Below are 18,497 nucleotides of genomic sequence, written 5' to 3'. Positions count from 1 at the left end.
TCTTCCAGTCTACACCCGGATGGTCACCCGCGCCCCCGTCTCAAAGAGGTGGATGGAGTCTATAAAGCGCACGATGCGGGTGGCGTGGCCCATGACCACGGAATGGGTCCTCGCCCCGCCCCCGAAGAACCGCACGCCCTCCAGGATGTCCCCGTCGGTGATGCCCGTGGCGGCGAAGACGATCTCCCGCCCCGGGGCCAGGTCCTCCGTGCGGTAGACCCGGTTCTCGTCCCCGCCCATGGCCTTGAGCCGCGCCCTTTCCTCCTCGTTTTGCGGGACGAAGCGGGCCTGGATCTCCCCGCCCAGGCACTTTAAGGCGGCGGCGGCCAAAACCCCTTCCGGGGCCCCGCCGATGCCCATCACCGCGTGAACCCCCGTGCCCCGGATGGCCGCCGCCAGGGCGGCGATCACGTCCCCATCGGAGATGAGCTTGACCCTAGCCCCCGCCTCCCGGATCTCCCGGATGAGCCTTTCGTGCCGGGGGCGGTCCAGGACCACCACCACCAGGTCCTCCACGGAGCGCTGGAGGGCGAGGGCCAAGGCCTTGAGGTTGGCGGAGACGGGCCAGGTGAGGTCCACGAGCCCCGCGGCGGGCGGGGGGACGATGAGCTTTTCCATGTACATGTCGGGGGCGTGGAAGAGCCCGCCCTTTTCGCTGATGGCGATCACGGTCACGGCGTTGGGCAGGCCCTTGGCGGCGGTGGTGGTGCCCTCCACGGGGTCCACGGCGATGTCCACCTCCAGCCCCCCCTGGCCCAGGACCTCCCCGATGTAGAGCATGGGGGCCTCGTCCATCTCCCCCTCGCCGATGACCACGGTGCCCCTTATGGGAAGCTCGTTCAGCACCCGGCGCATGGCCTCGGTGCCCGCCTCGTCCACCGCCTCCTTGTCCCCCTTGCCCGCGAAGCGGCTCGCGGCCAGGGCCGCCTGCTCCGTGACCCGGACGACCTCGAGGACCAGCCGGCGCTCAATTTCCATGGTTCCATCATAAAGGGCCCGGCCTCCGGGACGGGCTCCCTGGCCGGGGCCTCCCCTTAGGAAGAAGCTTCCGGCTCCTTCCCCGAGGCCCGGTTCCCCCCGGGCCGGTGCCTTTCCCAGAGGGTCTTCGCCAGGTCCTCGGGTCCAAGGCCGAGCTCCGCCAGGGTGAGGAGGAGGTGGAAGAGGAGGTCCGCCGCCTCGTGGCGGAGCTCCTCGGGGTTTTGGTTCTTGGCGGCGAGGATCACCTCCCCCGCCTCCTCCCCGATCTTCTTGAGGATCCGGTCCAGGCCCGCTTGGTGCATCCGGGCCACGTAGCTTCCCTCGGGGAGGGTCCTTAGGCGTTCCTTGATGGTGGCGTAGACCTGGCCCACCACGAAGCCGAGGTCCTTTTCCCCCTCTAGGAGGGCCCGGTGGAAGCAGCTCCTCTCCCCCGTGTGGCAGGCGGGGCCTTGGGGGAGGACGCGGTAGACCACGGCGTCCCCGTCGCAGTCCAGGAGGACCTCCACCACCTCCTGGGTGTGCCCCGAGGTCTCCCCCTTGCGCCAAAGCGCCTGGCGGCTTCGGCTAAAGAAGGTGCTCCGCCTGGTCCTTAGGGTCTCCTCCAGGGCCTCCCGGTTGGCGTAGGCCAGGGTGAGGACCTCCCCGGTGCGGGCGTCTTGGACCACCACGGGGACGAGGCCCGTTTCGTCAAAGCGGACGGCGGAAAGGTCCATGCCCCTAGTCTAGCCGCACGGGGAGGCCCTTTCCCGCGAGGTAGCGCTTGAGCTCGGGAATGGGGATCTCGCCGAAGTGGAAGACGCTTGCGGCCAAGGCGGCCTCGGCCCCGGCCTGGAAGGCCTCGAGGAAATGCTCCATCCGCCCGGCCCCGCCGCTTGCGATCACCGGGACCCCCACCGCCTCGGCCACCCTGCGGGTGAGCTTGAGGTCGTACCCCTCCTTGGTCCCGTCCCGGTCCATGCTGGTGAGGAGGATCTCCCCGGCCCCAAGCTCCACCCCCTTCACCGCCCACTCCACGGCGTGGAGGCCCGTGGGCACCCGCCCCCCCGCCACATAGACCTCGGGGAAGTCCCCCCGCCACCTGGCGTCTATGGCCAGGACCACCGCCTGGGCGCCGAAGTGGTCGGCAAGCTCCCGGATGAGCTCGGGCCGCCGTACCGCGGCGGAGTTCACGCTCACCTTGTCGGCTCCTGCCAAAAGGAGCTTGCGGGCGTCCTCCAAGGAGCGCACCCCCCCGCCCACGGTGAGGGGGATGAAGACCCTCTCCGCCACCCTCGCCACCACGTCCAGGAGGATGGCCCGTTCCTCGTGGGTGGCGGAGATGTCCAGGAAGACGAGCTCGTCCGCCCCCGCCTCATCGTAGGCTTGGGCCGCCTCCACGGGGTCCCCGGCGTCCCTTAGGTTCACGAAGTTCACCCCCTTGACCACGCGGCCCGCGTGGACGTCCAGGCAGGGGACGATGCGCTTGGCGAGGCTCATAGGGGGGGCTGGAAGAGGAACTCCGCCTGGGGCAGGAGGAGGGGGGCGACCTTTTCGCCCCTGGCCACAAGGAAGCGCCGGCGGAAGCGGCCCCCCTCGGGGTCCCGGTGGACATCGAGGCCCTCCCGGGTGAGAAGCCAGACCTCGGGGAGGCCCGCCCGGGCGTAGAGGGGAAGCTTCTTCTCCCGGTCCCAGGCCTCGGTGGAGAGGCTCACCTCCACCAGGAGAAGCACGTCCTCCGGGCCGGGATGGGCCTGGGTGTAGAAGTCCTCCCGGGGCCTGAGGAGGAGGAGGTCGGGAAGGGGAAGGCTTTCCTCGGAAAGGCGCAAGGGGCTTTGCACCCGGAGTTGGGCGAGCCCCGCCACCTTGGGGGCAAGCGCATGGAGGAGCCAGTCCAATAGCCCCGCGTGCTCGCTGGAGGGGGGAGCCATCTCGTAGACCTCGCCGTCTAGGAGTTCCAGGCGGAGTTCGGGGTGGAGCGCCCCCAAGGCCTCCACCTCCTCCACCCGGAACCGGTGCCGCACCATGGAGCTCATTATACTTTTCCAAAAGCCCTTCCGGTGCTACCATCTAAAGGATGGAACGGGTGAACGTGGTGGGAGCGGGCCTCGCGGGGAGCGAGGCCGCCTGGACCCTCTTGCGCCTGGGCGTGCCCGTGCGCCTTTTTGAGATGCGCCCTAAGAAGATGACTCCGGCCCACGGCACGGACCGCTTCGCCGAGATCGTCTGCTCCAACTCCCTGGGCGGGGAAGGGGAGGCGAACGCCAAGGGGCTTCTCCAGGCGGAGATGCGCCAGGCGGGAAGCCTCGTCATGGAGGCGGCGGACCTTGCCCGGGTGCCCGCGGGGGGAGCCTTGGCCGTGGACCGGGAGGAGTTTAGCGGCCACATCACGAAGCGGCTCACGGGCCACCCCCTCCTCGAGGTGGTGCGGGAGGAGGTGCGGGAGATCCCCCCCGGGATCACCGTGCTCGCCACGGGGCCTTTGACCTCCGAGGCCCTGGCCGAGGCCCTGAGGCGGCGCTTTGGCGACCACTTCCTCGCCTACTACGACGCCGCAAGCCCCATCGTCCTCTACGAGAGCATTGACCTCACGAAGTGCTTCCGCGCGGGGCGCTACGGCCAGAGCGCCGACTACCTCAACTGCCCCATGACCGAGGAGGAGTACCGCCGCTTCCACCAGGCCCTGGTGGAGGCGGAAAAGCACACGCCCCACGAATGGGAGAACCTCCAGTTCTTTGAGGCCTGCGTCCCCGTGGAGGAGCTCGCCCGGCGGGGCTACCAGACCCTGCTCTTTGGCCCCATGAAGCCCGTGGGGCTAAAGGACCCCCGCACGGGGAAGGAGCCCTTCGCCGTGGTCCAGCTCCGCCAGGAGGACAAGGCCGGGCGGATGTGGAGCCTGGTGGGGTTCCAGACGGGGCTCAAGTGGCCCGAGCAAAAGCGCCTCATCCAGATGATCCCGGGCCTGGAGAACGCCGAGATCGTCCGCTACGGGGTGATGCACCGGAACACCTACCTAAACGCCCCGAGGCTCCTTGGCGAGACTCTGGAGTTCAAGGAGGCGGAGGGGCTTTACGCCGCCGGGGTCTTGGCCGGGGTGGAGGGGTATTTGGAGAGCGCCGCCACGGGCTTCCTCGCCGGGCTCAACGCCGCGCGGAAGGCCCTGGGGCTTCCCCCCGTGGTGCCCCCGGAGGAGAGCCTGCTGGGGGGGCTTGTGCGCTACCTGGCCACGGCGAACCCGGAGGGCTTCCAGCCCATGTACGCCAACTGGGGCCTGGTGCCCCCGGTGGAAGGCAGGATGGGCAAGAAGGAGAAGCGGCAGGCCATGTACCGTAGGGGCCTACAGGCCTTCTCGGGGTGGCTTGCCGCCCTCAGACCCCCCCTTCCCGGGGCCCGGACCCTTGAGCCTGTGCCCGGAGCCTGAGGGCCTTTAGGGCCGCCTCCCGCTCGTTCCAGGGGAGGGCGAGGGTCCCCCTTTCCAGGGTGGCCTCGTGCCCCTTGCCCGCGAGGAGCACCGTGTCCCCCGGCCTGGCCTCCAGGATGGCCCGGAGGATGGCCTCCTCCCGGTCCGGCACCCGTTCAAAGACCCCGCCCTCCCTCCTTGCCGCCTCGGCCAGGGCCTCGAGGATGGCCTCCAGGGGCTCGGTGCGGTGGTCCTCCTCGGTGAAGAAGGTCTTGTCGGCGAGGCGGGCGGCCACCTGGCCGATGTCCTCCCGCCTCCTCGGGTCGCGCTCCCCCGCCGCCCCCACCACCAGAAGGAGCCTCCCCCGGGTGGTGCGCCTCAGGGTCTTCAGGGCGGCCTCGAGGCTCTTCCCGGTGTGGGCGAAGTCTATGACCACCCGGAAGGGCTCCTTCTGCACCACCTCCATCCGCCCCGGGACCCCGGGGAAGGTGGCCAGGGCCGCAAGGAGCTCGTCCAGGGGGCGGCCGAAGGCCAGGGCGGCGGCCAGGGCGGCCAGGGCGTTTTCCACGTTGTAGGCCCCGAGCAGGGGCAAAAAGGCCTCTCCCCGGCCCCAGGGGGTGTGCAGGGTGAAGGCGAGGCCCTCTTCCCCCTCCCTTAGCTCCTCCGCCCACACCTCCCCCCCGGGGCCGAAGAGGAGGTGGGGCCTTTGCCGTAGGGCCTCCAGGTGGGGGAGCCGGGTGCTCAGGACGGCGAGCTCCGAGCGCTCCACCAGAAGGGCCTTGGCCCGGAAGTAGGCCTCCGGGGTGCCGTGGAGGTCCAGGTGGTCGTCGGGGTAGAAGCTCACGAAGACCCCCACCCGGTAAGCGATCCCCTCCACCCGCTTCAGGGCCAGGGCATGGCTGGAGACCTCCAGCACCGCCTCCTTCAGGCCCCGGTCCGCCGCCTCCCGCAAAAAGGCGTAGACCCTGGGGGCCTCGGGGGTGGTGAAGTGGCCTAGGGGGGGGCGCCTCTCCTTCCCGAAGGCCAGGCCCGCGGTGGAGAGGAGGGCGGCCTCCCCCAGGAGGTGGTGGAGGAGGAAGCTCGTGGTGGTCTTGCCCTTGGAGCCCGTGACCCCGAAGAGGGCGAGGGCCCGGTCGGGCTCCCCATAGAAGCGCCGGGCGAGCTCCGCCAGGGCCTGGCGGCCGTCCTCCACCCGGAGGTAGGGCACGGGGAGGGAGAGGGCCTTTTCCCCCACCACGGCGATGGCCCCCCGCCTTAAGGCCTCGGGGATGAAGTCGTGCCCGTCCAGGGGCTTCCGGTGGGGGAGGGGTACCCCGGGGACGGCCACGAAGACGTAGCCCGCCTCCACCTCGCGGGAGTCCAGGGTGAGGCCCCGCACGGGGATGGGGGGGGCCTCGAGGCCGTAGGGGGCGAAGAGGGCGTCCAGGGTCATGGCCTGAGGAGGGGGCTTAGGGCGGCCAGGAGGGCCTCGCGGTCCTCCACCCGCTCCACGAAGTCCACTTGGTCGGCCTCCACCACGTGGAGAGGGGAGAGGTCCCAGCCCGCCATGAGCTCCTCGTAAAGCGCGTTCAGGCCCAGAAGGTAGCGGTCGGGGAGGTTCTGCTCAAAGGGGCGGCCCCGCTTGGCGATGCGCCTCCTCAGGGTGGGGAGGCTCGCCCGGAGGTAGATGAGGAGGTCGGGCTTGCGCAGGGCGGGGGCCACGCTGTGGAAGAGCTCCAGGTAGGTCCGCCAGTCCCGGGGGGAGAGGAGGCCTTCCCGGTAGAGGTGTTGGGCGAAGACCAGGGCGTCTTCGTAGAGGGTGCGGTCCTGGACCACGGGGGCCTTTCCGTTCACCTCCAGGAGGTGCTGGCGCACCCGCCGGGCCAGGAAGAAGACCTGGGAGGGGAAGGCGTAGGCCCGCATGTCCCGGTAGAAGTCCTCCAGGTAGGGGTTTTCGCTCACCGCCTCGTAGATGGGCTTGAGGCCGAAGGCCTCGGCGAGGAGGGCCGTGAGGGTGCTCTTGCCGCTTCCGATGTTGCCGGCGATGGCCACGTACATCAGGCCTCCTGCGTCTTGGCGAGATGGGCCCGCACCCGGGCCACCACCTCCTCCCGGTGGGGGCCCGCGGGGCTAAAGTCCAGCTCGTCCGCCTCGAGGACCAAGAGGGGGTGGGGGTAGCGGGCGAAGTGGCGCTCGTAGGCCTCGGATAAGGCCTCCAGGTAGCCGGGGTCCATCCCCTTCTCAAAGGGCCTTCCCCGCTTGGCGATGCGCTCCAGGAGCACGGGCACCGGGGCCCTCAGGTAGAGGGTGAGGTCGGGCGGGGGAAGCCTCGGGGAAAGCTCCCGGTAAAGCTCCAGGTAAAGGTCCCACTCGGGGCCCTCGAGGGTGAGGCTCGCGAAGATGGCGTCCTTGTCAAAGAGGTAGTCCGCCACCACCCCGCCGAAGAGGGGCCGCTCCCGGAGGCGGGAGAGCTGGCGGTACCGGGAGAGGAGGAAGAAGACCTGGGTCTTGAAGGCGTAGCGCTTCGGGTCCCGGTAGAAGAGGGGCAGGAAGGGGTTTTCCTCCACCACCTCCAAAAGGGGCTCCGCCCCCAGGGCCTGGGAGAGGAGGCGGGCCAGGGTGGTCTTGCCCACGCCGATGGGGCCTTCTATGGCGACGTACACGGCTACCTCCTGGGCCGGGCCATGAGGGTGAGGGTGACCTCCAGCCTTCGCCCCTCCCGCCAGAGGGTGAGGCGCACCCGGTCCCCGGGGCGGTAGCGGGCGATGCGGCGCACCACGTCCACCTTGTCCTTCACGGGGGTGCCGTTCACCGCCAGGATCACGTCCCCCAGGGCGAGGAGCCTCCCCTGGGCGTCCCGGCTCGCCCCCCGGAGCCCGGCCCGCGCCGCGGGGCTTCCCGGCTCCACCCGGTCCACCATGGCCCCCTGGGCGGTGGTGAGGCCCACCGCTCGGAGGAGGACGGGGGGGAGCTCCTCGAGGCTCACCAGGCTCGCCCCCAGCCAGCCCCGCTGGGGGATGCCGAAGCGCTCCAGGTCCTGGACGCTCTGGAGGGCGAGCTCCGCGGGGACGGCCACCCCGATGCCCCCCACCCCCGAGGGCCCCCCCACCACGTCGGCCATCACCCCCACCACCTCCCCCTGGAGGCTTAAGAGGGGGCTACCCGAGTTGCCCACGGTGAGGGGGGCATCGGTGAAGAGGTACTCCCCCACCTCGGCCCCGATGGTGGGGTCGGGAGTGGGGACCTCCAGGGGGCCGATCCCCGAGAGAATGCCGTAGGAGGCCAGGGGCCCCTGGCCGTAGGGGAAGCCCACCACCACCACCCCCATCCCCAGGGGGAGGCTCGAGGTGGGGGCCTTGCTGAAGGAGAGGACCCCCGGGGCCTGCACCCCCTTCACCGTGAGGAGGGCCAGGTCAATTCCCGGGTCCACGGCGAAGCGCTCCGCGGGGAAGGTCCGCCCGTCGTAAAGGCGCACGGTGAGGTCGGTGAGGTCCTGGACCACGTGGTAGTTGGTCACGATCCGCAGGGGGCTCACGAAGAAGCCGGTGCCCACCACGTCCCCTTCCCCGGCGCTTAGGGGGGTGCCGTGGATCCGCACCACGGCGGGGAGGGCCCGCTTGATCACCTGGCTTCGCGCCACCTCCTCGGGGGAGACCAGGCGCTGGGCCAGGGCCAGGGCCAGGAGGAGGAAGGCGAGGAGGGGAAGAGGCATGGCCTTACATTACCTCGGGGGCGGGGAGGCCGAGGAGGCCGAGGCCGGTCCTCAGGGTTTCCTTCAGGCTCCGCACCAGCTCCAGGCGGAGCTCCCTCAAGCCCGGGGGGGCGGTGAGGACCGGGGTGGCGGGCCTATCCCCTTCCTTGGCGTTGTAGTAGGCGTTCCAGGCGGCCGCGAGGTCCAGGAGGTACTGGGCGAGGACGTGGGGGGTCTTCTCCTCCGCGGCCTCGAGGACCGCCTCCTCAAAGTCCAAAAGGGCCAGGGCGAGCTCCCGCTCGTAGGGGGTGGCCTGGGCCAGGTCCGGGCTTCCCCAGGCTTCCGCCTTGCGGAGGATGCTGTGGGCCCGGGCGTGGGCGTACTGGAGGTAGGGGCCCGTGTCCCCCTCAAAGGAGAGGGCCTCGGCGTAGCGGAAGTCAATCTGCTTCTTGGGCTCGGTCTTCACCATGGCGAAGCGGATGGCCCCCAGGGCCACCATCCGGGCCGCCTCCTCCTTGTTCGGGTGGCCGGGGTTCTTCTCCTCCACGATGGCCAAGGCCCGCTTCCTGGCCTCCTCCAGCACCTCGTCCACGCTCACCGCAAGGCCCTTCCTCCCCGACATCTGCTTCCCCTCCAGGAGCACGGTCTCGTAGGCCAGGTGGAAGGCCCCCTGGGCGAGCTCCGGGTGCCCCACCAGGGCCAAGGCGGCCCGCACCAGGGCCTGGGGGTGGCTTTGCCGCACGTCAATGACGTTGATGGTCTCCCGCGCCTTCGGGGTGTAGGCCTCCCCCTCGGGGGCGCTCGTCCTGAGCCCCGGGTAGTAGGGGTTCTCGTAGGGGCGGAAGCGAAGCCCCTCCAGAAGGCCCATCTTCCAGAACTGGAAGGCGATGTCCTTGGCGTAGTAGGTGGCCGCCCCCCCGGAGCGCACCAGGACGAAGTAGGGGTCCTCGAGGCCCGGGATGAAGGGGCTCGCGTCCATCACCAAGGCCCCGGCGTACTTGCCCTCCGTGGGCCGGAAGACGTGGGGGCTTTTCTCCAGGAGCTCCAGGGCCTTTCCCAGAAGCCCCGCCCGCACGATGTCCGACTCCCAGACCAGGAGGTCGTAGTGGGCGTTCAGGGCGTGCATGGTGGCCATCTGGGCGAGGAGGATCCGGTTCACCTCCTCCCGAAGCTCCCCCCGTTCCAGGGCGTGGAGGACTTCCTCAATGGCGGGCTGGAGCCTCTCGTACTCCGGGTCCTGGTGCAGGCGGACGTAGGCCCGGCCGGCGAAGTGGTCGTACTTCTCCTTCCCGTCCCAGGTGAGGCCGTAGTGCCGCAGGGCGAAGAGGGTCTCCGCCGCCTGGCGGCCGGTGTCGTCAATGTAGTTGAGGACCAAAACCTCCCGCCCCGCGTAGGCCAGGATGCGGGCCAGGGCGTCCCCCAGGGCGATGTTCCGCAGGTGGCCCACGTGGAGCTCCTTGTTGGGGTTCACCGAGGTGTGCTCAATGAGCACCAGGCCCTCCCGCTTGGGAAAGGGCTTCCTCTCCTTCAGGGCCTCCTTCAGGAGGGCCTCCGTGGAGAGGCGGAAGTTCAGGTACCCCCCCACGGGGATGGCCTCCTCCACGAAGGGGGGAAGCCGTAGCCGCCCCTTAAGCTCCTCGGCGATGGCCTGGGGGGGCTTCTTGAGCTCCTTGGCCAGGGCGAAGAGGGGAACCCCGTAGTCCCCGGGCTTGTCCTTGGGGGCCTTGGCCACCTTCAGCCGGAGGTCCAGGCCCATCTCCTTAAGGGCCTCGTGAACGGCCTCTTCCAGGGCGCGGCGCACCATCAAGGGGTCATCATACCTTTAAGCGGCGCTTAGGGCGCCCCGGTTAAGCTTGGGGTATGGGGAGGCGCCTGCTGGGGTTCGCTTTGGGTTTGGGCCTCGCCCTAGGCCAGGGGCTTCTTGGGGGAGGCCAGGGGCACAGCGCCGCGGTGGTAGGGGGGGCGCTTTGGGCCTGGGGTTGGGGGTACGACGGCCAGCTTGGGGACGGTTCCTTCCTCAACCGGGCGAGGCCCGTCCGGGTGCTGGAAGGGGTCCTGGGGGTGGCCGTGGGGAACCTCCACACCCTGGTCCTGCTTCCCGAGGGGAAAGCGCTCGGGTTCGGGCACAACGAGAAAGGGCAGCTCGGGGACGGCACTCAGGCCAGCAAGGGGAAGCCCGTGCCCCTGCCCCTTCCTGCCCGGGCCCTGGCCGCAGGCTACGCCCACAGCCTCCTCCTTGGCCCCGAGGGTCGGGTGTACGCCGCCGGGTCCAACGAGGAGGGGCAGCTTGGGGAGGCCGGAGGAAGGCCGCGAAGCCGCTTTCTCCCCGTGGAGGGCCTGCCCCCGGTGGTGGGGGTGGCCGCGGGGTACTTCCACAGCCTGGCCTGGACGGAGGGAGGGGACCTCTACGCCTGGGGCAGCAACCTCTCCGGCCAGCTGGGCACGGGCACGGTGGAGTCCAGCCCGAGGCCGGTTAAGGTCCTGGAGAGGGTGCGGCTTGCCGTGGGCGGGGGGAGCTTCAGCGCGGCCTTGCTCCAGGACGGGAGCGTTTGGGTCACAGGCCTAGACAGCGCCACCTTCCGCAAGGTGGAGGGCCTGCCCCGGGCCCGCGCCCTGGCTGCGGGCCGGGTCCACCTCCTCGTCCTCGGGGAGGACGGCCGGGTTTACGCCCTGGGGGAGAACGAGGAGGGCCAGCTCGGGGACGGCACCCGGGAGGGCCGCCTCGAGGCCCAGAGGGTGGAGGGCCTGGAGGGGGTGGTGGCGGTGGGGGCGGGGGACGCCCATAGCCTCGCCCTCCTCTCGGACGGAAGCCTTTTCGCCTGGGGGGACAACCGCTTTGGCCAGCTGGGGGACGGCACCCGGGAGGGGAGGCTCAGGCCGGCTCGGGTGCGGTTTCCTTAAGGGCTTCCTTCAGGGCCTGGGCGGCCTTGAGGTTCATCCCGGGAAGCCGGGCGAGCTCCTCTAAGGGGGCTTCCCTAAGGGCCCTTAGCCCCCCGTAGCGTTCCAGAAGGAGCCGCCTCCTCCTCTCCCCGATCCCGGGGATGCCCTGGAGGACCCGGAAAAGCTCCTCGCTCCGCCGCTTCTGGTGGTAGCGGAGACCGTTTTGGTGGGCCTCGTCCCGGAGGTGGATGAGAAGCCTTAGGGCCGGGTGGGTGAGGGGGAGGCGGAGCTCCCGCCCCTCCGGCGTGACCAGGACCTCCTCCCCCTTGGCGAGGCCCACCAGGGGAAGCCTGAGGCCCGCCCGCTCCAGGGCCCTTTCCGCCGCCCGCACCTGGCCTATTCCCCCGTCAATGAGGAGGAGGTCGGGGAGGGGAAGGTCTTTGAGGCTTCCCGTGTAGCGGCGGAAGACCCCTTCCTCCATGGCGGCGTAGTCGTCGTTCCCCGCCTTGAGGCGCATCCTGCGGTACTCCTGCCGCTTGGGCCTTCCCCCTTCAAAGACGGCGATGGAGAAGACCCGGGCCTGGCCCTGGAGGTGGCTCACGTCGTAGCCCTCGAGACGCCAGGGGCGGGCGGGAAGCCCCAGGAGGTCCTGGAGGGCCTTGAGGGCGGGGTGCTCCCCCCGCCTTTCCCGAAGCTTAAGCTCGGTCTCCAGGGCGAGGCGGGCGTTCCTTTCGGCAAGCTCCAAGAGCCGCGCCTTCTCCCCCTTCTTCGGCACCCTTAGCTCCACCTTCCGCCCCGCGCGGCGCTTAAGGAGCTCGGCGAGGCCCTCCAGGTCCTCCAGGGGAAAGGGGAGGAGGACGAGGGGGGGTAGGGGGGAGGCCTCCAGGTAGTGGTCCCGGAGGAAGGCCCAGAGGATTTCCTCGTCCGTGGCCTCCTCCTTCTCCACCACGCGGCCGATGCGGCCGAGGATCCGCCCGGAGCGCACCTGGTAGAGCTGCACCACGGCGAGGGCCCCGGAGCGGGCGAGGCCCAAAAAGTCCAGGTCCCCCATCTCCGGGTCAAAGGCCTGCTGGCCCGTGGAGAAGAAGGCCCTTAGGGCCTCCATCTGGTCGCGGATCTCCGCCGCCCGCTCAAACTCAAGCCTTCTCGCCGCCTCCCGCATCTTGGTCTCGAGCTCCTGAAGGAGCCCGTCCACCCGGCCCTCCAGGACCGCCTCCACCTGGCGCACCACCTCCCGGTAGGCCTCTGGGTCCGCCTTTCCCACGCAAGGGGCGAGGCAGCGGCCCATGCTGTGGTTCAGGCAGGGGTAGCGCCTCCGCTTCATGGGGTAGCCCGAGTTTTTGCGCAAGGGGAAGAGGCGGTCCACGAGGGTCTTGATGCGGCGGAGCGCCCCCGCCTCGGGGAAGGGGCCGTAGTACTTGGCCCCGTCCTCCTCCACCCGGCGCACCACGAGGAGGGTGGGGAAGGGCTCGTTGGTGAGCTTGAGGAAGGGGTAGTGCTTGTCGTCCTTGAGGAGGACGTTGTAGGGGGGGCGGTGGGCCTTGATGAGGTTGGCCTCGAGGAGGAGGGCCTCCACCTCGTCCCGGGTGGCGATGAAGTCCAGACCCGTGGCCTCCTCGGCGATGCGCCGGGCCTTGCCCTCGGCGTGGAAGTAGCTCCGTACCCGGGCGCGGAGGCTCTTGGCCTTGCCCACGTAGAGCACCTCCTCCCCCCGCTTCCAGAGGTAGACCCCGGGGGCCTCGGGGAGGGGAGGGAGGTCTTGGGCCCGCACGCCCCCCATTGTAGACTTTCCCCGTGCCCCCCTTCCTGGTGGACGCCCACCTGGACCTGGCCTGGAACGCCCGCGCCCTGGGGCGGGACCTGACCCTTTCCCTGGAAGCCCTCCGCGCCCAGGACCCCCACCCCGACACCCCCCTGGTCACCCTCCCGAGCCTTAAGGAGGCGGGGGTGGCCCTCGCCTTCGCCACCCTCTTCGCCGACCCCCGGGAAGGGGCACGGGAGGACTGGGAGGAGGAGGTGTACGCCCAGCTCGCCCTCTACGAGGCCTGGGAGAGGGGGGGCCTCGTGAGGGTCCTAAGGGAGCGGGCGGACCTCTTGGCCCACCTGGAGCGCTTCCCCCAAGACGGCGTCTTGGGCCTCGTCCTCCTCCTGGAGGGGGCCCATGCCCTGGAAGCCCCGGAGGACCTCCGCCCCTTGCGCAAGCGGGGCCTCAGGCTTCTTTCCCTCACCTGGGCCACGGGAAACGCCTACGCCGGCGGGAACGCCGAGCCCGGCCCCCTCACGGCCAAGGGCCAAGCCCTCCTCCAGGAGATGGCGGCCCTGGGCGTGGCCCTGGACCTCTCCCACCTGGCGGAGGAGGCCGCCTGGGAGGCCCTGGAGGCCTACCGGGGCCCCGTGTGCGCCACCCACGCCAACTGCCGCGCCTTGGTGCCCTCCGAGAGGCACCTCTCCGACGGGCTCTTGCGGGCCCTGGCCGGGCGGGAGGGGGTTTTGGGCCTCGTGCCCTTCAACGCCTTCTTGGACCCCGCCTGGAAGCGGGGGATGCCGCGGCTTCCCCTGGAGGCCTTCCTCCGGCACAAGGCCCACGCCGAGGCCCTCATGGGCGGGGGGCGGGTGGGCCTGGGCACGGACTGGGACGGGGGGTTCGGCCTCGAGGCCACCCCCCAGGGCCTGGACCGGCACCGGGACCTATGCGCCTTAGGGGACGAGGGGTTTTTGGGCGGGAACTGGCTACGCTGGCTCCTTGGCTGGTTCTAGGGGGACCACGGCCAGGGTGCAGCGGCTTGCGGCCACGAGGCGCCCTTCCTCGTCGTAGACCTTCACCTCCCAGACCTGGGTGGTGCGGCCCACGTGGAGGGGCCTCCCCACGGCCCGGATCGTCCCCTCCCGCTTCTTGCGGAGGTGGTTGCAGTTGATCTCCAGCCCGAAGGCGGCGTGCCCCGGGGGGCAGTTCAGAAACCCTCCCACGCTCGCCACGCTCTCCGCCAGGGCCACCGTGGCCCCCCCGTGGAGGAAGCCGAAGGGCTGGTGGACCTTGGGCGTCACCACAAGCTCCGCCACCACCTCGTCCTTCTCCGCCTTGAGGTAGCGCACCCCCAGGGTCTGGTCCAGGGTTTCCCGCTCCAGGAAGGCCTTGACCTCCATGCCCTGGAGTATAAAGGGGCCGTGGGCGAGATCCGGCTCTTTCCCGGCCTCCTCGCCCCCCCGGCGGGGCTGGACTTCCTCTTGGACCTCCCCTCGGAGGAGGGGCTTCACCTCGTGGCCTTCGCCGAGGGGGCCTTGGACGCGTTGAAGGCGGCCTTCCGGGAGGGGGCGAAAAGCCTCGTCCTCCTCTCCCCGGTCCTCTTCCGGGACGCGCTCCTTGGGGCGCGGCTTGGCGCCTTGCGCTTCGGCCTGGAGCGGGGCGGGGTGGAGGGGTTTGCCCGGGTGGGCCGGGCCCTCTTCTTCGGGGCCTTAAGTGCGGGGAGCGAGGAGGTCTACGAGGCCTGGAAGGAGGGCCTGAGCGAGGCGGGGCTTTGGCGGTGGCTTGGGCGCCTCGAGGCCCTCACCGACGAAAGGCGCTGGCTTCGGGGCACCGAGGCCCGGGTCCTCGTGGTCCAGGGGGCCCTGGACGCCTTCACGCCCCCCCTTCACGGGGCCAAGGTGGCGGACTTCGCCAAGGGGGAGGCCCTCCGCTTCGTGGTGGACGAGGCCGGGCACCTCGTGCCCTGGGAGGCTCAGGGGGAGGTCCGGGACCTGGTGGCGGACTTCCTCCTGGGGGAGGGGTTCAGGCCCCTGCCCGGGGGGCTCGCCTTATGAGGCGCACGGGCTACCTCCACCTCTACGGCCTGAACCTGGTCTTTGACCGGGTGGGAAGGGGCCCGGCGGTGGTCCTCCTGGCCGAGGAGGCCTCCCGCTGGCCCGAGGCGCTTCCCGAGGGGTACACCTTCTACCTCCTGGACCTGCCCGGGTACGGCAGGACCGAGGGGCCGAGGATGGCCCCCGAGGAGCTCGCCCACTTCGTCGCGGGCTTCGCGGTCATGATGAACCTGGGCTCCCCCTGGGTCCTCCTCCGGGGCTTGGGGCTGGCCCTCGGGCCCCACCTCGAGGCCCTGGGCCTCCGCGCCCTCCCGGCGGAGGGGGTGAAGATTACAGAGGTCTTGTCAAGTAAACTTAGCTATGGTAGCATAGACCCAGGAGGTAACCTATGAGGAAGCTTTTGGCGACCGCGGTTCTGCTTTTGGGCCTGGCCTCGGCCCAGTTCTCGGTGGAGAACCTGAAGCCTTCCTTCGCCTTCGTGGGCGGCACCCAGGGGTTTGGCCTTGAGCTTTCCTGGCACTGCCTCCTCTTCCAGCCCCCTGTGGGGGAGGTGCGCCCCGCCTTGGACCTGGCCTACACCGTTGCGGGGGACTTTAACGGGGCCTTCCTCTTCCGCTATCTCTACCCGATGGCCGAGGGGCTTAGGGCGGGGGCAGGCCTTGGGGTAGCGGTTCCCGGCTTTGACTTCGGAAAAACGGGCCTTTACTTCCGCGCCGATGCCGAGTACGACCTGGCCCAGGCCCTGAACGTGCCCGCCTTCGTGGGCGCCGACCTGGGCCTTGCGGGCGGGAAGTTCGCCGCCCAGCTCAAGGTGGGCTACCGCTTCTAGACGCCCTTAGGTCCCTAGGGTTTTGGCTCAGCTTTCCCCCTCTTCCCCTTCCGGGGCGTCCACTTCCTTCTTCATCACCTCCCTGAGGAGGCTCGTGGCGTAGCTCCCCTTGGGCAGGAAGAAGGAAAGCCAAAGCCCCTCCGGGCCCTCCTCCACCTTCCACTCCGCGAGGGGGACCCGGATGGGCCTTCGGGCGCCCCGCCTCGCCCTGAACTCCTCCCGCTTGAGGCCGTAGCGGGCGAGGACCTCGTCCTCTATGGCCCTCGCCTCCCCTTGGGCCTCGGGGTACTTCTTGCCGAAGAGGGGCCCGGTGGCGCTGATCTCAAGCCTTAGGGCGCGCTCGGCCTCGCTTGGGTCTTCCACCAGGAACTCCCCTCCCGTGGCGTGCTTCTTGGCCCAGTCCCCGGGGACCACCCGGTCGTAGAGGCCCAGGGCCATCCTCAGGGCCACCCAGTCGTTGAAGAGGAGGCTCTGGAGGCTTCCGATGAGGAAGCGCTTGAGCCAGGGGCTTCCCCGGCCCCTTCCTTCCTTCACCAGCTTGTAGCCCCTAACCGGGTTGAGCCCCCCAAGGCCAAAGCGCTGGGGGCCGTAGTAGTTGGGGACGCCCTTCTCCGCGAGGCGCCTAAGGACCGCCTCCGCCTCCGCCACCCCCCCTTTGGGGCGGCGGATGAGGACGCGGAAGCGGTTGCCCTTGAGGTGCCCCGTCCTGAGCTTGTTGGTGTGGAGGTCGGCGGCAAGGAGCCTCACGCCCTGGAGGTTCTCCAGAAGGCAGAGGGCGTCCTCGTACTTCCTCGGGATGGAGAACCACTGGCGGGTTTGGGCGCGCTTGTCCTTGAGGCCCGCCACCCCGATCTCCTTCTCGGGCACCCCCACCTCGTCCCGCAGGAACTCCAGGACCTCCCGGGTGGTGCGGCCCTCCTTCTCCAGGAGGAGGTAGAGGTGCTCCCCTTCCCCCTTGGGGAGGTAGGCGGGGACCTCCTCCACCTGGAAGTCCTGGGGCTCCACCCGGATCTCCCCCCCTACCCCGGGGAGGTCTTCCGTGAGAAAGGGGTAGCGCTCAGGGCGGTAAACGAGGTCCATCCCCCTATTCTCGCCTAAGGGAGGGCCTCAAGCCAAGACTCCAGGACGCCGAAGCCGTAGCGGAAGAAGGCCTCGGAGCCAAGCTCCACCCCGGCCTCGGCGAGGATCTCTTTGGGGCTTCGGCTCTCCCCGGCCTCGAGGACCCGGAGGTACTTGGGCACGAAGGCCTCCCCCTCCTCCCGGTACCTGCCGTAGAGGGCGAGGACCACCAGGTAGCCCAGGGCGTAGCTATAGGTGTAGAAGCGGTAGTGGACGAAGTGGGGGATGCCCGCCCAGGCGGCGCGGTCAAGCTCCGTCCAGGCCACGGCCTCCCCGTAAAGCCTCCTCTGCTCCTCGTCCCAGAGGGCGTGGAAGGCCTCGGGGGAGAGGGCGGCCTCCTTGCGGGCCTCGAGGCTCCTTCGCTCAAAGAAGGTGTACATCACCTGGCGGAAGAGGGTGCCTATGGCGTCCTCCACCCTCTCCGCCAGGAGGAGGGCCTTTTCCTCCCCGGAAAGCCTCTCCAGGAGGAGGTCGTCCAGGAGGATCTCGGCGAAGACGCTCGCGGTCTCGGCGAGGGGGGTGGAGGCCCCGAAGTTGAGGAGGCGCTGCTTGCGGGCGAGGTAGAAGTGCACCCCGTGCCCGAGCTCGTGGGCGAGGGTGTGGGCGCTGTCCAGGTCGTCCGTGTGGTTCAAGAGGATATAGGGGTGGGTGGAGGGAAGCCCCCCGGAGCAGAAGGCCCCGCCCCGTTTGCCGGGCCTCGGGTAGGCGTCTATCCAGCGCTTCTCAAAGAACTCCCGGGCGATGGCCTCAAGCTCCGGGGAGAAGCGGCGGAAGGCCTCCAGCACCAGGGCCTTCGCCTCCGCGAAGGGCACCTTGGGCTTCTCCCCCAGGGGAGCGAGGAGGTCCTCGCTTGGGGTCTTCTCCCGGCCGAGCCTCCTGGCCTTCCAGCGGTAGTAGCGCTCCACCAGGGGGTAGTGGGCCTCCGTGGCCTCGAGGAGGGCCTCAATGTCCCTCACCTCCACCTCGTCCCGGAGGGCCACGGGCTCCAGGGGGTGGCGGTAGCCCCTGAGGCGGAGGTCCTGGAGGTAGTCCAGGTAAACTGCGTTGAAGACGGCGCCCAGCGTGGGGGCCTCGGCGAGGAGCTTCCCGTAAAGCGCCCGGTGGGCCTCCCGGCGCACCTCGGGGCTTGGGTCGCGGCGGAGGGCCCGGACCTCCATCTCTGTGAGTTCCTTGCCCTGCACCAGGAAGCGGAAGCGGCCCGTGTACTCCGTGTAGAACTGGCTCCAGGCGCTCCTTCCCACCAGGCCCTTGAGGTTTAGAAGCTCCTCTTCCCGCTCGGAGAGGGTGTGGGGGGCGTAGGCCCTCTGCCTTTTTAGGAAGTGGCGGAGGTCGGCTAGCCCCGGGTGGTCCAAAAGCCTTTGGAAGGCCTCCTCGGGAAGCTTCCTCAGAGCCACCTCCAGGGGCACGAGGCGGTTTTTGACCTCGGTGTACCGGTTTCGCACCCTGTCCAGGAGGGCCTTGGCCTCGGGGTCCTGGGTGCGGGTGGCGAAGTAGAGGCTGGCGTAGTTCAGGGGCCTATAGGCGAGCTCCAGGGCCTTCTCGTACCGCTCCAGGAGGTCCTGGGCCTCTTTCGGGTCCAAGAGGCCCTGGGGGTCAAGGCCTTGGGCCAGGGCGAGGGCGGCCTTCAGGTCCTCCTCAATCCGCGGGTCGGCAGGACCCGCGTAAAGGTCGTCAAGGTTCCACTCCACGGGGAACCACTATAAAGGAAGCTCACTCCACCTGGAGGTCCATATAAGGGTGGAAGCGGCCGTAGAGGGCGTAGGCCCCGTCGGACCCTCCGGGGAAGCGAGGGGCAGGGGGCGCTTACGTGCGTCGCGATCCCCTTACGGGGCTCAAGCTCTTGCAAC

19 protein-coding genes are annotated in these 18,497 nt (G+C 69.9%); 6 read left to right on the top strand and 13 right to left on the bottom strand.

Annotation, left to right across the window (positions count from 1 at the left end; translation table 11 throughout):
- Positions 1 to 9 precede the first annotated feature (9 nt).
- Genes glpX through BLP62_RS10145 form a run of 4 tightly spaced genes read right to left on the bottom strand, consistent with a single transcriptional unit; the run spans position 10 to position 2,981 of the window.
- A complete protein-coding gene (gene glpX / locus BLP62_RS10160; RefSeq protein WP_093008247.1) occupies positions 10 to 978 on the bottom strand; it encodes a class II fructose-bisphosphatase in 969 nt (322 codons plus the stop codon).
- 56 nt (positions 979 to 1,034) lie between these two features.
- Positions 1,035 to 1,691, bottom strand: coding sequence for a bifunctional phosphoribosyl-AMP cyclohydrolase/phosphoribosyl-ATP diphosphatase HisIE (hisIE, locus tag BLP62_RS10155; RefSeq protein WP_093008246.1), 657 nt, complete (start codon positions 1,689 to 1,691; stop codon positions 1,035 to 1,037).
- Between the two features lie 4 nt (positions 1,692 to 1,695).
- Positions 1,696 to 2,454 (bottom strand): imidazole glycerol phosphate synthase subunit HisF, encoded by a 759-nt coding sequence (gene hisF, locus BLP62_RS10150; protein WP_093008245.1) that lies wholly within the window; start codon positions 2,452 to 2,454, stop codon positions 1,696 to 1,698.
- A complete protein-coding gene (locus BLP62_RS10145; RefSeq protein ID WP_093008244.1) occupies positions 2,451 to 2,981 on the bottom strand; it encodes a Uma2 family endonuclease in 531 nt (176 codons plus the stop codon). The genes hisF and BLP62_RS10145 overlap by 4 nt, the downstream gene beginning before the upstream one ends.
- A gap of 50 nt (positions 2,982 to 3,031) precedes the next feature.
- On the opposite strand from BLP62_RS10145, the gene trmFO reads away from it, so the two are divergent.
- Complete coding sequence (gene trmFO, locus BLP62_RS10140) at positions 3,032 to 4,375, top strand: methylenetetrahydrofolate--tRNA-(uracil(54)-C(5))-methyltransferase (FADH(2)-oxidizing) TrmFO (protein ID WP_093008243.1); 1,344 nt, start codon at positions 3,032 to 3,034, stop codon at positions 4,373 to 4,375.
- Here trmFO and BLP62_RS10135 read toward each other — a convergent pair.
- The 5 genes from BLP62_RS10135 to BLP62_RS10115 are packed head-to-tail and all read right to left on the bottom strand — an operon-like array spanning position 4,323 to position 9,828.
- Positions 4,323 to 5,786 carry a Mur ligase family protein gene (locus BLP62_RS10135; RefSeq protein WP_093008242.1) on the bottom strand — a complete coding sequence of 488 codons (1,464 nt, stop codon included), beginning with the start codon at positions 5,784 to 5,786 and terminating at the stop codon, positions 4,323 to 4,325. The two genes, trmFO and BLP62_RS10135, sit on opposite strands and share 53 nt — an antisense overlap.
- Complete coding sequence (locus BLP62_RS10130) at positions 5,783 to 6,391, bottom strand: deoxynucleoside kinase (protein WP_093008241.1); 609 nt, start codon at positions 6,389 to 6,391, stop codon at positions 5,783 to 5,785. The genes BLP62_RS10135 and BLP62_RS10130 overlap by 4 nt, the downstream gene beginning before the upstream one ends.
- Positions 6,391 to 6,996, bottom strand: a complete 606-nt coding sequence (locus BLP62_RS10125; protein ID WP_093008240.1) for a deoxynucleoside kinase — start codon at positions 6,994 to 6,996, stop codon at positions 6,391 to 6,393. The genes BLP62_RS10130 and BLP62_RS10125 overlap by 1 nt, the downstream gene beginning before the upstream one ends.
- Positions 6,997 to 6,998: 2 nt before the next feature.
- Positions 6,999 to 8,045, bottom strand: coding sequence for a S1C family serine protease (locus BLP62_RS10120; RefSeq protein ID WP_093008239.1), 1,047 nt, complete (start codon positions 8,043 to 8,045; stop codon positions 6,999 to 7,001).
- A 4-nt stretch (positions 8,046 to 8,049) separates the two neighbouring features.
- Entirely contained in the window at positions 8,050 to 9,828 is a 1,779-nt protein-coding gene (locus BLP62_RS10115) for an arginine--tRNA ligase (RefSeq protein WP_093008238.1), read from the bottom strand.
- 56 nt (positions 9,829 to 9,884) lie between these two features.
- On the opposite strand from BLP62_RS10115, the gene BLP62_RS10110 reads away from it, so the two are divergent.
- Positions 9,885 to 10,925 carry an RCC1 domain-containing protein gene (locus BLP62_RS10110; RefSeq protein WP_093008237.1) on the top strand — a complete coding sequence of 347 codons (1,041 nt, stop codon included), beginning with the start codon at positions 9,885 to 9,887 and terminating at the stop codon, positions 10,923 to 10,925.
- On the opposite strand, the gene uvrC is transcribed toward BLP62_RS10110, so the two are convergent.
- Positions 10,897 to 12,684 (bottom strand): excinuclease ABC subunit UvrC, encoded by a 1,788-nt coding sequence (gene uvrC / locus BLP62_RS10105; RefSeq protein WP_176758194.1) that lies wholly within the window; start codon positions 12,682 to 12,684, stop codon positions 10,897 to 10,899. The two genes, BLP62_RS10110 and uvrC, sit on opposite strands and share 29 nt — an antisense overlap.
- A gap of 14 nt (positions 12,685 to 12,698) precedes the next feature.
- Between uvrC and BLP62_RS10100 the strand changes: the two genes are divergently transcribed.
- Entirely contained in the window at positions 12,699 to 13,661 is a 963-nt protein-coding gene (locus BLP62_RS10100) for a dipeptidase (protein WP_093008236.1), read from the top strand.
- On the opposite strand, the gene BLP62_RS10095 is transcribed toward BLP62_RS10100, so the two are convergent.
- Positions 13,635 to 14,048, bottom strand: a complete 414-nt coding sequence (locus BLP62_RS10095; RefSeq protein WP_093008235.1) for a PaaI family thioesterase — start codon at positions 14,046 to 14,048, stop codon at positions 13,635 to 13,637. The two genes, BLP62_RS10100 and BLP62_RS10095, sit on opposite strands and share 27 nt — an antisense overlap.
- Before the next feature lie 21 nt (positions 14,049 to 14,069).
- On the opposite strand from BLP62_RS10095, the gene BLP62_RS10090 reads away from it, so the two are divergent.
- The 3 genes from BLP62_RS10090 to BLP62_RS10080 are packed head-to-tail and all read left to right on the top strand — an operon-like array spanning position 14,070 to position 15,531.
- The gene (locus BLP62_RS10090) at positions 14,070 to 14,702 is read left to right on the top strand and encodes an alpha/beta fold hydrolase (RefSeq protein ID WP_176758193.1); all 633 of its coding nucleotides are present in this window, start codon (positions 14,070 to 14,072) and stop codon (positions 14,700 to 14,702) included.
- Positions 14,699 to 15,094 (top strand): alpha/beta fold hydrolase, encoded by a 396-nt coding sequence (locus BLP62_RS10085; RefSeq protein WP_093008234.1) that lies wholly within the window; start codon positions 14,699 to 14,701, stop codon positions 15,092 to 15,094. Before BLP62_RS10090 ends, BLP62_RS10085 begins: the two co-directional genes overlap by 4 nt.
- Entirely contained in the window at positions 15,091 to 15,531 is a 441-nt protein-coding gene (locus BLP62_RS10080) for a hypothetical protein (RefSeq protein ID WP_093008233.1), read from the top strand. The genes BLP62_RS10085 and BLP62_RS10080 overlap by 4 nt, the downstream gene beginning before the upstream one ends.
- Positions 15,532 to 15,558: 27 nt before the next feature.
- Here the strand turns inward: BLP62_RS10080 and truD are convergent, their stop codons facing one another.
- Both truD and BLP62_RS10070 read right to left on the bottom strand, forming a co-directional pair.
- Positions 15,559 to 16,611 (bottom strand): tRNA pseudouridine(13) synthase TruD, encoded by a 1,053-nt coding sequence (gene truD, locus BLP62_RS10075; protein ID WP_093008232.1) that lies wholly within the window; start codon positions 16,609 to 16,611, stop codon positions 15,559 to 15,561.
- A 14-nt stretch (positions 16,612 to 16,625) separates the two neighbouring features.
- On the bottom strand, positions 16,626 to 18,338 hold the full coding sequence (locus BLP62_RS10070; protein ID WP_093008231.1) for a M3 family oligoendopeptidase: 1,713 nt from the start codon (positions 18,336 to 18,338) through the stop codon (positions 16,626 to 16,628).
- Positions 18,339 to 18,497 lie beyond the last annotated feature (159 nt).

This window comes from Thermus arciformis (genome assembly GCF_900102145.1).
GTDB lineage: Bacteria > Deinococcota > Deinococci > Deinococcales > Thermaceae > Thermus > Thermus arciformis.
This window is presented reverse-complemented; position numbering and strand designations above follow the sequence as displayed.

Excerpts from the sequence above, each read along its gene's own strand:
- glpX (WP_093008247.1), bottom strand. The coding sequence starts at position 978 with ATGGAAATTGAGCGCCGGCTGGTCCTCGAGGTCGTCCGGGTCACGGAG.
- hisIE (WP_093008246.1), bottom strand. The coding sequence starts at position 1,691 with ATGGACCTTTCCGCCGTCCGCTTTGACGAAACGGGCCTCGTCCCCGTG.
- hisF (WP_093008245.1), bottom strand. The coding sequence starts at position 2,454 with ATGAGCCTCGCCAAGCGCATCGTCCCCTGCCTGGACGTCCACGCGGGC.
- BLP62_RS10145 (WP_093008244.1), bottom strand. The coding sequence starts at position 2,981 with ATGGTGCGGCACCGGTTCCGGGTGGAGGAGGTGGAGGCCTTGGGGGCG.
- trmFO (WP_093008243.1), top strand. The coding sequence starts at position 3,032 with ATGGAACGGGTGAACGTGGTGGGAGCGGGCCTCGCGGGGAGCGAGGCC.
- BLP62_RS10135 (WP_093008242.1), bottom strand. The coding sequence starts at position 5,786 with ATGACCCTGGACGCCCTCTTCGCCCCCTACGGCCTCGAGGCCCCCCCC.
- BLP62_RS10130 (WP_093008241.1), bottom strand. The coding sequence starts at position 6,391 with ATGTACGTGGCCATCGCCGGCAACATCGGAAGCGGCAAGAGCACCCTC.
- BLP62_RS10120 (WP_093008239.1), bottom strand. The coding sequence starts at position 8,045 with ATGCCTCTTCCCCTCCTCGCCTTCCTCCTCCTGGCCCTGGCCCTGGCC.
- BLP62_RS10115 (WP_093008238.1), bottom strand. The coding sequence starts at position 9,828 with ATGGTGCGCCGCGCCCTGGAAGAGGCCGTTCACGAGGCCCTTAAGGAG.
- BLP62_RS10110 (WP_093008237.1), top strand. The coding sequence starts at position 9,885 with ATGGGGAGGCGCCTGCTGGGGTTCGCTTTGGGTTTGGGCCTCGCCCTA.
- uvrC (WP_176758194.1), bottom strand. The coding sequence starts at position 12,684 with ATGGGGGGCGTGCGGGCCCAAGACCTCCCTCCCCTCCCCGAGGCCCCC.
- BLP62_RS10095 (WP_093008235.1), bottom strand. The coding sequence starts at position 14,048 with ATGGAGGTCAAGGCCTTCCTGGAGCGGGAAACCCTGGACCAGACCCTG.
- BLP62_RS10085 (WP_093008234.1), top strand. The coding sequence starts at position 14,699 with ATGAGGCGCACGGGCTACCTCCACCTCTACGGCCTGAACCTGGTCTTT.
- BLP62_RS10080 (WP_093008233.1), top strand. The coding sequence starts at position 15,091 with ATGAGGAAGCTTTTGGCGACCGCGGTTCTGCTTTTGGGCCTGGCCTCG.
- truD (WP_093008232.1), bottom strand. The coding sequence starts at position 16,611 with ATGGACCTCGTTTACCGCCCTGAGCGCTACCCCTTTCTCACGGAAGAC.